The organism is Photobacterium sp. OFAV2-7, from assembly GCF_022347985.1.
Taxonomy (GTDB): Bacteria; Pseudomonadota; Gammaproteobacteria; order Enterobacterales; family Vibrionaceae; genus Photobacterium.
In genome coordinates this window covers 1-14,745 of the sequence record NZ_JAKRFQ010000007.1, presented here as the reverse complement: position 1 = coordinate 14,745, position 14,745 = coordinate 1, and the positions used below count along the sequence as shown (strand labels likewise).

The following is a 14,745-nucleotide window of genomic DNA, read 5'->3' as shown; positions in this document are numbered from 1 at the left end:
TCCGCCAGGCCACATTCCAGTAAGGAATTCCCCTTCCGATTTCTGTCAAATGCCGATGAACTTTTCCCCTTTGCAGCCATATCGTTAGCCTTGGCAACTCGCATTTCACCCACTATTTCGGCGTAATTATGCAGTCTTTCGTTTGACAATATATCGCCATCGGCTAATAGTAGAGACGCACCAAGATTGTGAATTGACGCACCACTGCACCAAACTGGTGCACGGATTCACCAAAACAGTGCAACTTAATGGAATTATTGGGCCCCAACCTGCGCTAAATGGGCGATTTTGGGGCTTTTAAAAGTTGGCACGGTTCTCGCAAAGATAATTTCAGCTGAACAACATAACTGTTCATCACTTATTTTTGCGGCCAGTTGCCCAATCTAACACCGGAGGTTACTCAAGATGTCAGTAGAAAACGTACTAGCGCTGATCCAGGAAAACGAAGTTAAGTTTGTTGACCTACGCTTTACCGACACCAAAGGTAAAGAGCAGCACATCTCTATCCCAGCTCACCAGATCGATGCTGATTTCTTCGAAGAAGGCAAAATGTTCGATGGTTCTTCGGTTGCTGGCTGGAAAGGTATCAACGAATCAGACATGGTTATGATGCCGGACGCATCAAGCGCGGTATTGGACCCGTTTACTGAAGATGCAACCCTGAACGTCCGCTGTGACATCCTTGAGCCTGCAACTATGCAAGGCTACGACCGTGACCCACGCTCTATTGCCAAGCGTGCTGAAGAATATATGCGTGCAACAGGCATCGCTGACACCGTACTTATCGGTCCTGAGCCAGAGTTCTTCCTGTTTGACGACGTGAAGTTTGCCACAGACATGTCTGGTTCTTTCTTCAAGATTGACGACGTGGAAGCGGCCTGGAACACAGGTTCTGACTTTGAAGGCGGTAACAAGGGTCACCGTCCGGGTGTTAAGGGTGGTTACTTCCCTGTTGCACCTGTTGACTCATCACAAGACATCCGTTCAGCCATGTGTCTGATCATGGAAGAAATGGGCCTTGTTGTTGAAGCACACCACCACGAAGTGGCAACTGCCGGTCAGAACGAAATCGCGACCCGCTTCAACACCCTGACCACCAAAGCCGATGAAATCCAAATCTACAAGTACGTTGTTCATAACGTTGCGCACGCATTTGGTAAAACAGCAACCTTCATGCCGAAGCCGCTTGTAGGTGATAACGGTTCAGGCATGCACGTTCACCAGTCACTGGCGAAAGACGGTCAGAACCTGTTTGCCGGCGACAAGTACGGCGGCCTGTCTGAAACTGCACTTTACTACATCGGCGGTATCATCAAGCACGCACGTGCAATCAACGCCTTTGCCAACCCGTCAACGAACTCGTACAAGCGTCTGGGACCAGGCTTCGAAGCGCCTGTTATGCTGGCCTACTCGGCACGTAACCGTTCTGCTTCTATCCGTATCCCAGTGGTACCTAGCCCGAAAGCACGTCGTATCGAAGTTCGCTTCGGTGACCCAGCAGCTAACCCATACCTGGCATTTGCAGCCATGCTAATGGCTGGTCTTGACGGTATCCAGAACAAGATCCACCCAGGCGAAGCAATGGACAAGGATCTGTATGACCTACCGGCAGAAGAAGCGGCTGAAATCCCAACAGTTGCCGAGTCTCTGCAGGGCGCGCTACAGAGCCTGAGCGAAGACCGTGACTTCCTGACAGCGGGCGGCGTGTTCTCTGATGACTTCATTGACTCTTACATCGGTCTGAAGTCTCAGGACGTAGAGAAGATTAACATGACAACTCACCCGCTTGAGTTTGAACTGTACTACTCTGTATAAGCAATTCGCACATTGCTAAACAGCTAAGTTTTAGGCCTGCTTCACAAGCAGGCCTTTTTGATCTTGCCCTCTCGCCTCCAGTTGAAACACTCATAGTCATTCAGTGACTATCAGCCCCCTTTTCACTCATGAAGAAAGCGACATACTTACTGCTGGCAATCTGCTTACTGCCCGGGCTCACTAATTCGTCATGGCTGCAGGCCGCCCCGATATATACCTGGGAAGATGACCGTGGAGTCACGCACTTTTCCGACCGCCCTGACCCCAATGCCAATATCATTGAACTGACGGCCCCGCTCGCCACCGAGTTCCAGTCAAACACCGCATCTGCCCCTGCCGATATGCAGGACAACCAGCCCGGCCCGTCCATCAGTATCCGGCTGTTGTCGCCGCACGACCAGCAGACGCTTCGTGACAATCAGGGGATCATCGATATAGCAGCCACCACCAGCCACAAACTAGCCCCTCACCACACCGTCCAACTGTTACTCGACGGCGAATCCTCTGGACCACCGCAATCCCGCCTTAATTGGCACCTGAGCAATATCGACCGGGGCAGCCACACCTTGCAGGTACAGATTCTAAATAGCGGCAAGGTTATTGCATTATCAGAAGTAATCACTGTTTATCTACATCGGGCTTCACGGCTTCAGCCCCAGTCACCAGCGGTAACACCCAAGTAACACTGAGCTGACGCGATTTTCGGTTCACGATGTAGATTAGACAGGCTACACTTGATTGCACCAAGTTGGTGCATCACTTGTGCGCTGCACCAAAGTGAACGGGCAATACAAGGATGATAATCGTGACAGCCTCTTTTACCCCTCTGATCCTGGACAATTTGGTTACTGCGATACTGCTGCTCGACGAAGGGTTGACGATACGTTACGTCAACCCGGCTGCAGAGCAGCTGCTGTCGTTCAGCAAGCGTCGCCTCAACAATACTTGCTTCCCGGAGTTGCTTCAGCATTCCTCGCTTGACCTCGGTCTGATCCAGGACACCCTGCAAAGCGGCCAGGGGCTGGCCGACAGCGACGTCACCTTTGTTATTGACGGCAGGCACTACACCCTGGAGGTCAATGCCAGCCCATTATCATGGCAAAAGGAGCTGCTGATCCTGCTTGAACTCAAGCCGATTGACCAGCAACGACGGATCAGCCAGGAGCTGAGCCAGCATGCCCAGCAACAGGCCGCCAAAGAGCTGGTACGCGGGCTGGCCCACGAGATCAAAAATCCGCTCGGCGGGCTGCGCGGCGCCGCCCAGTTACTGGAAAAAACCCTGCCGGATCCCAGTTACACCGAATATACCCAGATGATCATCGAGCAGGCTGATAGGTTACGCAACCTGGTTGACCGGCTGCTTGGTCCGCAACGACCGGGCTCGCGCCAGGTGGATAATATCCACGTGGTACTGGAAAAGGTTCGCCAGCTGGTCGCTATCGACAGCGGCAGCAATATCCAGCTTCACCGTGACTACGATCCGAGCCTGCCGGACTTCACGATGGATCCGGAGCAGCTGGAACAGGCCATACTCAATATAGTCAGCAATGCCGCCCAGGCCCTGCAGCAGCACGGCGGCGGGAACATTACCCTGAAAACCCGGACTGCCCACCAGACCCTGATCCATGGCAAGCGCTACCGTATCGCCGCCAAGGTCGACATCATTGATGACGGACCGGGGATCCCTGGCGATATTCAGGACACCCTGTTCTACCCCATGGTGACGGGCCGGGAAGGGGGAACCGGACTGGGGCTGTCCATTGCCCAGAACCTGATTGATCAGCACCAGGGAAAAATCGAAGTTGTCAGCTGGCCGGGCCATACCAAGTTCACCATTTATCTACCGATAAAATGATGGGTAGCAGACACATTACCGATGAACGATAACGAGAGAGGACGTGATATGAGCAAAGGACTAATTTGGGTTGTCGATGATGACAGCTCAATTCGCTGGGTGCTGGAACGTACCCTCAACGCGGCCGGATTAAAGTGTGAAACCTTTGCCAACGCTGACAGTGTCATCGAGTCACTGGAGCGCAGCGTGCCTGACGTTCTGGTCTCCGATATCCGGATGCCGGGGATGGACGGGCTGACCTTGCTCAAGTCGCTGCAACAGGACTACCCGGCGCTGCCCGTAATCATCATGACGGCGCATTCCGATCTGGATGCCGCAGTCAATGCCTACCAGGAAGGCGCTTTTGAATACCTACCCAAGCCCTTTGATATCGATGAGGCGGTCAACCTTGTCGAGCGTGCCGTCACCCATAGCCAGGAACAAAAACGCCAGCAACAGCCGGAGCAGGAAGAGAAAAATGCCCCTGAGATCATCGGCGAGGCTCCGGCGATGCAGGAAGTTTTCCGGGCTATCGGTCGCCTGTCACGCTCATCCATTTCGGTGCTGATCAACGGAGAGTCCGGGACCGGTAAAGAACTGGTGGCCCACGCCCTGCACCGACATAGCCCACGCAGCCACAAAGAGTTTATCGCCCTCAACATGGCGGCCATCCCTAAAGACTTGATTGAGTCCGAATTGTTCGGTCACGAGAAAGGGGCGTTCACCGGTGCCAACAGCGTCCGCCAGGGGCGCTTCGAACAAGCCAACGGCGGCACCCTGTTTCTTGATGAAATAGGGGATATGCCGCTCGATATTCAGACTCGCCTACTAAGGGTACTGGCTGACGGCCAGTTTTATCGGGTCGGCGGCCACTCACCGGTTAACGTCGATGTCCGGATCATCGCCGCCACCCACCAGGACCTTGAACGGCTTGTGACCAACGGCGACTTCCGGGAAGACTTGTTTCACCGTCTCAATGTCATCCGGGTCCACCTGCCGGCGCTGAAAGACCGCCGCCAGGATATCCCGCAGTTGACCCGTCATTTTCTCCAGCGTGCCTCCGATGAACTTGGCGTCGAGGTGAAGACCCTCCACCCGACCACGGAAGCCACCCTGACCGAACTGAACTGGCCGGGTAACGTCCGTCAGTTAGAAAATACCTGTCGCTGGCTGACGGTAATGGCCAGCGGCAACGAGATTCTGCCGACCGACCTGCCGCCGGAGCTACTCACCAGCGATACCCACACCGAACCCCAAAACGGCCAGGGACACTGGCACCATGCGCTCGAGCAATGGGCCAAAGATACCCTGCAGCAGGGTAATCAGAACCTATTGGGAGAGGCCCTGCCGGAGTTTGAGAAAATCTTGCTCGAGACGGCATTGGAGCACACCCACGGCCACAAACAGGAAGCAGCAAGACTGCTTGGCTGGGGACGGAATACCCTGACCAGAAAACTCAAAGAGCTCAATGTCGTGGCGGATTAAATGACAGCTCATTAACACCGCATGGGGGTGCGCAAGCCCTGGCAGGCCTGCCCCCATCGACTGATCTCTCAGTTTAGCGGCATGAATATAACATTCCTGAAAAGATCGTTTGCAAGTTCTGCCAATTTACCTGACTATCAGAAGATAAGAATTACAGTACGACGTATCTACTATCACAGAAAATGCTTAAGTCTCGCCTGCTAACATTGCGCTTAGCGGTCATGGTACCGTTTACCTCATTATTGCTGTTAACTGTCGGAGTGATCGCCATCGCCCAGCAGAACAGCTACGAGCGTATGCTGTCCGAAGTCAGCGGCAAGCTTCTGGGCTCCTACACCCGAAGCATCAGCAACGACTTGCGGGTATTTCTTGGCGATCCTTTTAATACCAACCTGACCATCGCCGATAGTATCCAGCGTCACCAGCTATACCAGCCGCCACGGCTGACGGGGTTAGAAGCGTACCTGAAAGACGCCATCTCGACCCTGTATATTCACCAGCCCCAGATCACCACCATCGGCTTCGGCAGTGAAGACAAGTATTTTGTCGGCTTTCGCAAAAAGAACCAGCACCAGCTTTCATTAATCCTGAAGGACCGGCGTACCGACAACGAACTCCATATCTATAACGGTTCGACACATTTCGGCACGACCACCCACAGGATCAGCAAGTACGACCCGACCCGGCGTCCCTGGTACGAGCCCTTTGCCCGCAGCCTCAGTCCAGGGTGGGCCGGGGTATATACCAACCAGGACGAAACGCAATCGCTGACCATTTCCGCAGTCAGCCCGGTGATTGACGATAACCACCATACCTTGCTCGGGGTGATGGTGACAGATATAAACCTCAACTACATCAACAAGTTCCTGCAAAGAGAAAGCAAAGACTTTTCCGGAAGCACCTACATCATCAACGAAGAGGGCACCCTGATTGCCAGCTCGGCGCTGCCACCGGCAGAGCAGCCCGCCACCCAGTTGCCGCAGCCCGACTCTCTCATCGCCGCCAGCCAGGCCTTCATGGCACAGACCCAGCTTCCCCTTGCCAGTCAGGGAACAGAGTTTGAGTTCGAACACGACAACACCCGCTATTTCAGTCGGATAACCCCTTACCAGGACGAATACAGCCTCAAATGGAAAATCGTCGTTATCATGCCCGAGGCAGAGCTGCTGGGACAGCTTCCGCAGCATCAGAAATCAGGATTACTGGCGGCCATACTGCTGGCCGGTTTCGGACTGATGGTCGGCCTGCTGGTGCTAAACCGATTGACTCAGCCGATCACCGACATTGCCAAAGCCTCGCAGAAAATCACCGAGAACAATTGGAGTGTGGATATCAGACAGGGATTCAGGCTGCACGAGACCGACCAGCTAGCCCAGGCCTTCCAGGCAATGTCCTCCCGCCTTCAGCATTCGTTTAACTCGCTGCGCAAGCAGGTCCTCTACGACAATCTGACCGGGCTGTTAAGCCGGGAAGGCATTAGCGAGGCAACGTCAAGCCCGCATGCCAACCAGCAGGCCACCCTGATGATCATTGGCCTGAAGGCCTTTAGCCATATCAACGACAGTATCGGCCACCTCAATGGCGACCAGCTTCTGGTACTTATTGCCCGCCGCCTTGAGCGGGATTTGCCTCAGGGAGCCTTGCTGAGCCGAGTCGGCCGGGACGAGTTCGCGGTATTTATTCCCGGCCTCGATACCCATGACAAGGCAGAGCTAATCGCCCACCAGTTACTGAGCCCTTTCTCTTTTCCATTCATCGTCAATGGTGTCGAGGTCATGGTGTCTGCGAGCATCGGCGCTGTCCAGGGAATACTGCCGCAAGCCGGTATGGCCGAGTGGCTGCGCAATGCCAGTCTGGCACTCAACAAGGCTAAGATGCAGGAAGATAAACCGGTCCACTATTTTGAGCCGCAAATGCTTGAGGCCTCGCTGGAAAAAACCCGGCTGGCCGCCGAACTCAACCGGGCTCTCGAGCACAACGAGCTTGAAGTGCATTTCCAGCCTCTGATTGATTTGGCCAGTGAAACAACCTGCGGGGCCGAGGCACTGGTTCGCTGGCGCAGCCCGACCCGGGGCCTGGTTCCCCCGAATCAGTTTATACCGCTGGCGGAAGAGAACGGGATGATCATCGAGATGGGCCAGCAAATCCTGCGCCTGGCCTGTCAACAAACCAGCCAGATGATAGCCCAGCAGCATTGGCCGCAATCCTTTATGCTCCACGTTAACTTGTCGGTTCGCCAGTTGCTGCAGGCCGACTTTGTCGAGCAGGTCGAAGTTATCCTGGCAGAATCGGGATTACGGGCAGCCAACCTCACACTGGAAATCACCGAGTCCAGACTGATCAGCCAGCCACAACAGGCCACCGAGGCCCTGCAACAGCTACGCCAGCTCGGTATCCATATTGCCATCGATGACTTCGGGACCGGCTATTCCTCGCTATCCTATCTTGCCCAGCTGCCGTTTGACAGCCTGAAAATCGATCGGTCTTTCGTCAACCAGATGACCGAGAGCAACAACTACACCCCGGTTATCGCCGCGATCATTACCCTGGCAGAGAACTTTAATGCCGATATCGTTGCCGAGGGCGTCGAAACCCAGGAGCAAACCCGGCAGCTGAAAGCCCTCGGCTGTCGCTATGCCCAGGGCTTTTACTACGCCAAACCCCAGCCGCTCAGCGAATGGTCAACAGCTCGGATAAGCATCGCCCCAGTTTCTGCCGACATCGACAATTATCAACACTAACGATACTGATTAGAGTATCCTCTTTACGTTTACTGGCTTGCCTTCATGCCAGAGCCCGAAAAAGATGCACTCAGAGCGAAAGCAACCAGCCGCTAATCAGAGAGTTAGAAAGAAATATTGGCCACATGGATATTTCCGCTCATTTATTGAGCAAAAACAATTCCATTTTGGCCAATATTGCGTAGAATACGCCCACTTCAAAGCCAAACCGTGCCTGCTTAGTCCTCTCGGACTCTCGCCTTATGGCTTTTGAGCGGGATAAAACAGCACGCTGCTTTATACCATCCGCGATAACACCAACAAAAACACTGTGGGACAAACCACCATGCTGGAAAGTATTCTCTCATTCAGTGTGGCTATACCTGCCGTCAGTGAACTTGCAGCCAATGGTTCGGGCCATTTTGCTGCGGGCATTCTGACCTTGTTAGCTGCCGTCAACATGTTTAACAGCTAAGCTGTTATATCGTTCCCGTCCCGGGGCGGTAATACGCAAAAGCCCCCGTACCCAGGCCAAGAGCCAAAGTACGGGGGCTTTTGTTATTAACCGTTCCGGTGAGGATTAAATCACACGGGAGAACTGCTGCTGGCGCGCCCGATCACGAAGATATTTGTCAAAACACATGCAAATATTGCGGATCAGCAAGCGGCCTTTCAGCTCCACCTGGATATAACGCTCGTCCACGGTCACCAGCTCATCGTTGATAAAGGTCTGCAGCAACTCCAGATCTTCGGCAAAGTAAGTATCAAAATCGAGGTCGAAACGCTGCTCGATATCGTGCTTGTCCAGCTGGAAGTTACATATCAGCGCCTTGATCACCTCACGGCGCAGCAAGTCGTCGTCATCGAGCGAGACACCTTTCCACAGCGCCTCACGCTTGTCGTTCACGCTGGCATAGTATTTTTTCAGCTCTTTCTGGTTCTGGGCATAGCAGTCACCAATCATCGAGATAGCCGACACGCCCAGTCCCAACAAATCACAATCGCCCTGGGTGGTATAGCCCTGGAAGTTGCGATGCAAAATCCCGTTACGCTGCGCCACGGCCAGCTCGTCATCCGGCAAGGCAAAGTGATCCATACCGATAAACTGGTAACCTACGCCCGTCAGGGTCGCGATGGTATCTTGCAAAATAGCCAGCTTCTCTTTCGCGGCCGGTAAATCGGCCTCGTTAATCTTGCGCTGGGCGGCAAACAGTTTCGGCATATGGGCATAGTTGAAAATCGACAACCGACCCGGCTTCATAGCCAGTACCTGCTCCAGGGTTTTAGCAAACAGCTCGCGGTTCTGTTTCGGCAGACCATATATCAGGTCTAGGTTGGTCGAGCGGAATCCCAGCTCTTTGGCCCTTTCTACCATGGCAAAAATGAATTCTTCATCCTGCTCGCGGTTAACCAGCTTCTGCACTTCCTTGTTGAAGTCCTGGACCCCGATGCTCAATCGGTTGAACCCTTCTGCCCGCAGGTGATCCAGCATATCAAGGTCGATTTCGCGCGGATCCACCTCGATACTGATTTCGGCATCCGGCGCAAAGTTAAACAGCTCACGTAGCAAGCCCATCAGGCGGCTTACCTGAGGCTTGGTAAGAAACGTCGGGGTACCCCCGCCCCAGTGCAGCTGGCTGACATTACGCTCACCCAGTAACGCCGCCCGCTGGCGGATTTCCTGCTCCAGGGCATCCAGGTACTGGTCGGCCTTGTGCTGATGACGGGTAATAATCTTATTACAGCCGCAGTAATAGCAAAGCTTGTGACAAAACGGGATATGGACATAAAGTGAAAGGTTGCGTTCCGGATACTGCGCACACGCCATATCAAATTCCGCCGGCGTAAAGGCCTCATGAAATTCGAGGGCGGTCGGGTATGAGGTATAACGGGGGCCTGAGTAATTATATTTTTCTATCAGTGCCTGATCCCAAATAATCTGCTCATGTGACATGACTTACTTCCACTCAAGGTCTTGGGGTAAATTGCGAATGCCAAGTGTGCCATAACTTGGTAAAGATGTAGACGTTTTACTTTTTTCAGCTAACTGAAATGATGACTAGCTCAGATTCTTCCCTGGCACCGAGCAAAAAACCTCACCCATCTGTTAGCTTCAGTATAGATGAGGTCTTTCAATCCTATGAAAGGCAGGCGTAACCTAGGCCTTCAGGGCCAAAATAACATCCAGCTCGCGCTTGATGTCATCACCCAGTCGGGCTTCGGCCTTCATTCGCAGAAGGTCCTGCTTCATACGTTCTTTCTTCTGCAACGCCTTGCGGGCATCACCACGGTGCATATCTTTAACCACCAGATAAAGCTCGTTCATCGCCGGATACTGGTTGGCAAAATCAACCTGCTGCTCACCTTGCAGCACTTCCATCAGCTTATACAGACGAATGGAGATTTCCGACATATCGCACTGATCCTGCTTGCCAGCCTCGGCGATAATGAACACGCTATCCATAATGTTGGTATTGCGCTCTTTGATCTTTTCAGCCTGGTGAAGCTCAGCCCGCTCCATAAAAGCCTTGTGGCGTGTCGTTTGCCGATAAAGTTTATACAGCAAATACCCAGCATATGCCGCCAGTACGGCGATCACACTGCCGGCCAGTCCTAGCCAAAGCGTCATATCCTGCAAGGGTTACTCCTTATCGAACGGTTTTTTAGAAAGAGTGATTGTCTTACTTCTCGTCCGAGTTCTCAGCCGAGCCCTCGAACAGACCGAAGTCTGCGTTCTCAAACTGCTCAAGCAGATCATCGTCAGAAGACACTTTGGCAGCCGGAGCAAAATCATCAGCCGTTTGCGGTTCGTCATCTTCCAGCAAACCTAGCTGGTTCATTAGCTGCTCAATACGATCCAATTTCTGGTCAACTTGCTTCTGCAGGCCCGCACCCAGGCTTTCACCCGCTTCAATGCGATCCAACAACACCATTAGCTGAGCATCATTCTCCAGCATCGCCAGCTCTTGCTCGGCACTCAGGCGGCGCTCTTTCTTGGTTGCTGGTTTCTTGGCTTCTACAATCAGCGGAACCGGCTTCTTGCTACCATGACGTGGGTCTTTACGTTTCGCCAGCGTTCTGGCATCCGTCGTCTGCGCTTCCGAGTGGCGGCTACCAGACTTCAGTCCCTTGCGCTTTTTGTCTTTCTGGCGTTTACGGGCTTCCAAATCAATCTGAGTTGTTGATTTTTTTGTAAATTCAGCAGGACCTTCTGATCCTGGCTTACGGCTTCTTTTCTTACGGGTCATTACTGGGTTTTCCTCAGCAAAATTACATCATTTCCAACAAACTCGACTTCCAGGCCATCGCGCTTTGCCAGGTAACGGAAAGTCTCGCGGCTAAAAAAGCTCACGTGGGTTGGGTCGTTCTTGTAATGCCAATGCGCAAAGGCATCGGCATCTGTTGCCAACTTGGTCATAAACCCCAGCCATCCGCCAGGTTTTACCATCGCCGTCAGCAGCCCCCATTCCTTTGCAGGCGTATAAAAGTGTTCGATTGCCTCTGTACAGGTAACAAAGTCATATTGCCGGTCCAGCACGGTCGGATCATGGGCAAAATACGGATCATATATAGCCATATTATACCCCATCTCTGCGAGCATCACGGACAGAGTCGGCCCCGGGCCACTGCCAAAATCCAGCCCGGAACACGATGACGCCCCCAGCCGTTCGACCAGCGGATCGGCAAGCCGACCCAGAAAGCGCCGGTAACCTGGATCATCAGGGTTGTTTTCATGCTTGTCGTAGACCGCCTTCTCATCGTCCGGTGCCAGCAAGGCCTCCGGATCAGCAAATACCAGCGCACACTCCTGACAGCGAAAGTACACCCGGCGCTTGTCCTGGTGGAATGTATCGGCCGAATGGCTTTGGCATAACGGGCAGGGCTGCATGAAAAACTGTCTCCTAATAGCCAACATGCGACACGTCACATATGGCAAGCTGGCTTAAAATGAAGCCGGGTATAATAGCAGATTCGATCGAGAAATGTGCACTTTCGCACCAGGCGTGCCAAAGTGGGGGGTTACTGAAAAGAAAAAAGCGACAGGTGATCACCTGTCGCTCTATGGGCCGCCATTGCTGGCTTTATCCTGTCTAGTCTGTCCTTAACCAGTATGTAAACATCCCGGTCTGACAACAGTCCTTTTGTTATTAGTGCTTTCCCTGCCAACATTGGTTGTTCTTCATCGTCCTGATGAATTCTGACCTTCCTTGCTACTGTTCCCTGTCATGTCGACCATTCCATGATCGGCTTATCCTTAAAGCTCGTTGCCGTCCCGACAACCCAATTCACCATCCTTGTGGGCATGCTTTCCGTCGCACACCAGATTCTTCTATATGAAGCCTTTTCCGTAAGTGTCTACCCTGACGTTCCCTACGCATCATGCGAACTTTCCGGCCTCCTGGCCAGACGTCCTGTGAATCCTTCAGGCTACCTGCCTATGCCGTCTATGGCGCTTTCCTGTCCCTTGCCGCTCTCCCTGTCGACACCGCATACTTTACGCCGATTCAGCACCGATACAAGATTGTCCCTGACGGTTATTTTTTTGGAATATTATTTCAACAATAGTAAGGTATTGATGAATAAGAACTTAGTTGCTATTCCTCTAAAAACTTTCATCATCATCGTCAGCAAGGAATGGCAGATCTCTTACAAGCTACTCAGCTATCCGCGTTTTTTCAGTGTCAGCTGTCATTGAGTTGCAAACCCGGCAGCCTTTACCGCTGCTAAAAAGTAAAAAAGGCAGCCGAGGCTGCCTTTGGATTACTCAATACTGGAATGCTGCGGTTTGTTTAGTGTAAGCCACCTACGTACTGTGACAGGGCGGTTATTTCGTCATCAGACAGTTTTGCTGCTACTGAACGCATCATCGCATTCAAATCATTGCTACGCTGGCCTGCACGGAATTTCTCCAGCTGCAGTTTTACGTATTCGGCATTCTGGCCAGAAATCTTAGGGAAGCCAGACAGGCTGGTACCGTTACCACGCGGGCCGTGACAAGCAGTACACGCGGCAATACCTCGCTCGGCATCACCAAAACGATACAACTGCTGGCCAACTTCGACCGAGGATTCAGGTGTTGTGTTGTCAGAGATAGGTAGGGTTGCGTAGTATGCTGCCAGATCCGCCATATCCTGCTCGGTCAGAGGCATCGCCATGCCGCCCATTACCGGATCGTTACGGCCTTGCTTGCCACCCGTCGTCATCGCTAGCTTGAAATCCTTGAGCTGTTTTTCAAGATAACCGGCGTGCTGACCGGCAATTTTCGGGTATTGTGCCATTATGCTGTTACCGTCTGCACCATGGCAGGCTGCACAGGTCGCGGCTTTCGCTTTTCCAGCTTCTACATCTCCTTGGGCCCAGGCTGAGCAACTGGCAAGAAGAGTCAATATCAGTGCTAATTTCTTCATGACATTCCGTTTATAATTATAGAGCTTCCAGTACCACAGGTAATGCTCAGTTACATGGTATACAATGCGACCACAAACCAAGCACGGTTTTCGTACATTTTACACAATTTCACATAAAAGTAATCAGTCGACTACATGAAGACTTGACGGAGTTAACAGTGAATCAACCTCTCAACTATAGAAATACAGGATTCATCACAAGTGCACCGGACATTCGTCACTTGCCAAACGACACAGGCGTTGAGATCGCATTTGCTGGCCGCTCCAATGCAGGTAAGTCAAGTGCCCTGAACCGCATCACCGATCAGAAAAGCCTGGCACGTACCTCCAAAACACCGGGGCGTACCCAGCTCATTAACATGTTCGAGGTCGTGGACGGCTGCAACCTGATTGACCTGCCGGGCTATGGCTTCGCCCAGGTTCCGCTGGAAATGAAGCTGAAATGGCAGAAATCCCTGGGGGAGTACCTGCAAAAGCGCGAATGCCTGCAGGGCCTGGTGGTGCTGATGGATATTCGCCATCCGATGAAAGACCTCGATCAGCAAATGATCAGCTGGGCTGTCGAAAGCCGGTTGCCAGTCCTGGTATTGCTGACCAAAGCCGACAAACTGAAAAGCGGTGCCCGTAAAAAGCAGCTCATGACAGTACGTAATACTGCGCTCAGCTTCGGTGGTGATGTGCAGGTGGAGGTATTCTCTTCCCTGAAAGGCATTGGTGTTGATCAGGTTCGCCGTAAGCTCGATAGCTGGTTTGCCCCTGAGCTGGCACGTCAGCAAGCATTGCTGGAACAGGAAGAAGCAGCTTCCGACAACGATGCCGAGTAACTGACGTAAGCGAGAGAGTATGGCTCTATGGACGGGGCCATAAAAATTCCCCACCTTCCAGGTGGGGCAACGGGAGAGAAATAGGAGGTTTTTATTTTTGTCCTAAAAGGATCAATGAATTCCCTCACCAACGCAAGTTTTTTATCCCGATTTTGTCTGCTTTTTAATCACATCTATCAGCTTCCCGCCCGCGTTTTCTCGCCCTAAACTCCGTTTTTTAGCCGTTTGGCGACAAAAACACATTCAGTTGTTTTTTGTCGAAAATTAACAGAGGTAAAAACACAAAAGCACTCATGTGCATATGGAAGTTAATTACATTTCTATGAATAAGAAGGCGAAAAAAAAGCCACCCCAAATCGAGGGTGGCATTTTCATGGATGTGTTGGCTAGCCGGTACATTGACCCGCTACCAAAAACAAATATGAACAAGAAGCATGCATGATTATACCGCTCTATTGACAAAAATTAAAGTAATTACTCTAAAATCAGAAGTGCTTACAGCTTACCTTTATTTCTTTCAGGCAATAGCTCACACAGTCAAAATAGATTGATATTAAGCAAATAAGCAACCTAATGCATATTTATTGAGCAATATAGCGATATGAGTAGGCAAAGCATGAAATCAAAGCGGTAAAAAACGGCAGGCGGGAATTTTTGGG

13 protein-coding genes are annotated in these 14,745 nt (G+C 52.2%); 8 read left to right on the top strand and 5 right to left on the bottom strand.

Annotated elements, in window-relative coordinates; genetic code table 11:
* The first annotated feature begins 405 nt into the window (after window positions 1–405).
* The 6 genes from glnA (at window position 406) to MHN01_RS24485 (ending at window position 8,329) form a co-directional block, all read left to right on the top strand.
* Window positions 406–1,815 (top strand): glutamate--ammonia ligase, encoded by a 1,410-nt coding sequence (gene glnA / locus MHN01_RS01780; protein ID WP_239409769.1) that lies wholly within the window; start codon window positions 406–408, stop codon window positions 1,813–1,815.
* A gap of 128 nt (window positions 1,816–1,943) precedes the next feature.
* Window positions 1,944–2,498, top strand: a complete 555-nt coding sequence (locus tag MHN01_RS01775) for a DUF4124 domain-containing protein (RefSeq protein WP_239409768.1) — start codon at window positions 1,944–1,946, stop codon at window positions 2,496–2,498.
* Window positions 2,499–2,620: 122 nt separating this feature from the next.
* Complete coding sequence (gene glnL, locus MHN01_RS01770; RefSeq protein ID WP_370646390.1) at window positions 2,621–3,670, top strand: nitrogen regulation protein NR(II); 1,050 nt, start codon at window positions 2,621–2,623, stop codon at window positions 3,668–3,670.
* A 48-nt stretch (window positions 3,671–3,718) separates the two neighbouring features.
* Window positions 3,719–5,134 (top strand): nitrogen regulation protein NR(I), encoded by a 1,416-nt coding sequence (glnG, locus tag MHN01_RS01765; protein ID WP_239409766.1) that lies wholly within the window; start codon window positions 3,719–3,721, stop codon window positions 5,132–5,134.
* A 182-nt stretch (window positions 5,135–5,316) separates the two neighbouring features.
* Window positions 5,317–7,875 (top strand): EAL domain-containing protein, encoded by a 2,559-nt coding sequence (locus MHN01_RS01760; RefSeq protein ID WP_239409765.1) that lies wholly within the window; start codon window positions 5,317–5,319, stop codon window positions 7,873–7,875.
* Window positions 7,876–8,200: 325 nt separating this feature from the next.
* Window positions 8,201–8,329, top strand: a complete 129-nt coding sequence (locus MHN01_RS24485) for a hypothetical protein (protein ID WP_255724937.1) — start codon at window positions 8,201–8,203, stop codon at window positions 8,327–8,329.
* A 105-nt stretch (window positions 8,330–8,434) separates the two neighbouring features.
* Here the strand turns inward: MHN01_RS24485 and hemN are convergent, their stop codons facing one another.
* From hemN to MHN01_RS01740, 4 genes are all read right to left on the bottom strand, one after another.
* Entirely contained in the window at window positions 8,435–9,808 is a 1,374-nt protein-coding gene (gene hemN, locus MHN01_RS01755; RefSeq protein ID WP_239409764.1) for an oxygen-independent coproporphyrinogen III oxidase, read from the bottom strand.
* A 204-nt stretch (window positions 9,809–10,012) separates the two neighbouring features.
* Window positions 10,013–10,483 carry a DUF2489 domain-containing protein gene (locus MHN01_RS01750; RefSeq protein WP_370646394.1) on the bottom strand — a complete coding sequence of 157 codons (471 nt, stop codon included), beginning with the start codon at window positions 10,481–10,483 and terminating at the stop codon, window positions 10,013–10,015.
* Between the two features lie 52 nt (window positions 10,484–10,535).
* Window positions 10,536–11,102: a Der GTPase-activating protein YihI gene (yihI, locus tag MHN01_RS01745; protein ID WP_239409762.1), complete on the bottom strand. Its 567-nt coding sequence runs from the start codon at window positions 11,100–11,102 to the stop codon at window positions 10,536–10,538.
* Window positions 11,102–11,743 (bottom strand): class I SAM-dependent methyltransferase, encoded by a 642-nt coding sequence (locus tag MHN01_RS01740; RefSeq protein ID WP_239409761.1) that lies wholly within the window; start codon window positions 11,741–11,743, stop codon window positions 11,102–11,104. The genes yihI and MHN01_RS01740 overlap by 1 nt, the downstream gene beginning before the upstream one ends.
* A gap of 351 nt (window positions 11,744–12,094) precedes the next feature.
* Here MHN01_RS01740 and MHN01_RS01735 point away from each other — a divergent pair, with 351 nt between their 5' ends.
* Window positions 12,095–12,550: a hypothetical protein gene (locus tag MHN01_RS01735; protein WP_239409760.1), complete on the top strand. Its 456-nt coding sequence runs from the start codon at window positions 12,095–12,097 to the stop codon at window positions 12,548–12,550.
* 94 nt (window positions 12,551–12,644) lie between these two features.
* On the opposite strand, the gene MHN01_RS01730 is transcribed toward MHN01_RS01735, so the two are convergent.
* On the bottom strand, window positions 12,645–13,262 hold the full coding sequence (locus MHN01_RS01730) for a cytochrome c (protein WP_239409759.1): 618 nt from the start codon (window positions 13,260–13,262) through the stop codon (window positions 12,645–12,647).
* 158 nt (window positions 13,263–13,420) lie between these two features.
* Between MHN01_RS01730 and yihA the strand changes: the two genes are divergently transcribed.
* Window positions 13,421–14,086: a ribosome biogenesis GTP-binding protein YihA/YsxC gene (gene yihA / locus MHN01_RS01725; protein WP_239409758.1), complete on the top strand. Its 666-nt coding sequence runs from the start codon at window positions 13,421–13,423 to the stop codon at window positions 14,084–14,086.
* Window positions 14,087–14,745: the final 659 nt, after the last annotated feature.

What these genes read in the sequence shown, in the direction of transcription:
- MHN01_RS24485 (WP_255724937.1), top strand. Translation starts at nt 8,201, where the DNA reads ATGCTGGAAAGTATTCTCTCATTCAGTGTGGCTATACCTGCCGTCAGT.
- yihI (WP_239409762.1), bottom strand. Translation starts at nt 11,102, where the DNA reads ATGACCCGTAAGAAAAGAAGCCGTAAGCCAGGATCAGAAGGTCCTGCT.
- glnA (WP_239409769.1), top strand. Translation starts at nt 406, where the DNA reads ATGTCAGTAGAAAACGTACTAGCGCTGATCCAGGAAAACGAAGTTAAG.
- MHN01_RS01740 (WP_239409761.1), bottom strand. Translation starts at nt 11,743, where the DNA reads ATGCAGCCCTGCCCGTTATGCCAAAGCCATTCGGCCGATACATTCCAC.
- MHN01_RS01760 (WP_239409765.1), top strand. Translation starts at nt 5,317, where the DNA reads ATGCTTAAGTCTCGCCTGCTAACATTGCGCTTAGCGGTCATGGTACCG.
- hemN (WP_239409764.1), bottom strand. Translation starts at nt 9,808, where the DNA reads ATGTCACATGAGCAGATTATTTGGGATCAGGCACTGATAGAAAAATAT.
- MHN01_RS01730 (WP_239409759.1), bottom strand. Translation starts at nt 13,262, where the DNA reads ATGAAGAAATTAGCACTGATATTGACTCTTCTTGCCAGTTGCTCAGCC.
- MHN01_RS01750 (WP_370646394.1), bottom strand. Translation starts at nt 10,483, where the DNA reads ATGACGCTTTGGCTAGGACTGGCCGGCAGTGTGATCGCCGTACTGGCG.
- glnG (WP_239409766.1), top strand. Translation starts at nt 3,719, where the DNA reads ATGAGCAAAGGACTAATTTGGGTTGTCGATGATGACAGCTCAATTCGC.
- MHN01_RS01735 (WP_239409760.1), top strand. Translation starts at nt 12,095, where the DNA reads ATGATCGGCTTATCCTTAAAGCTCGTTGCCGTCCCGACAACCCAATTC.
- MHN01_RS01775 (WP_239409768.1), top strand. Translation starts at nt 1,944, where the DNA reads ATGAAGAAAGCGACATACTTACTGCTGGCAATCTGCTTACTGCCCGGG.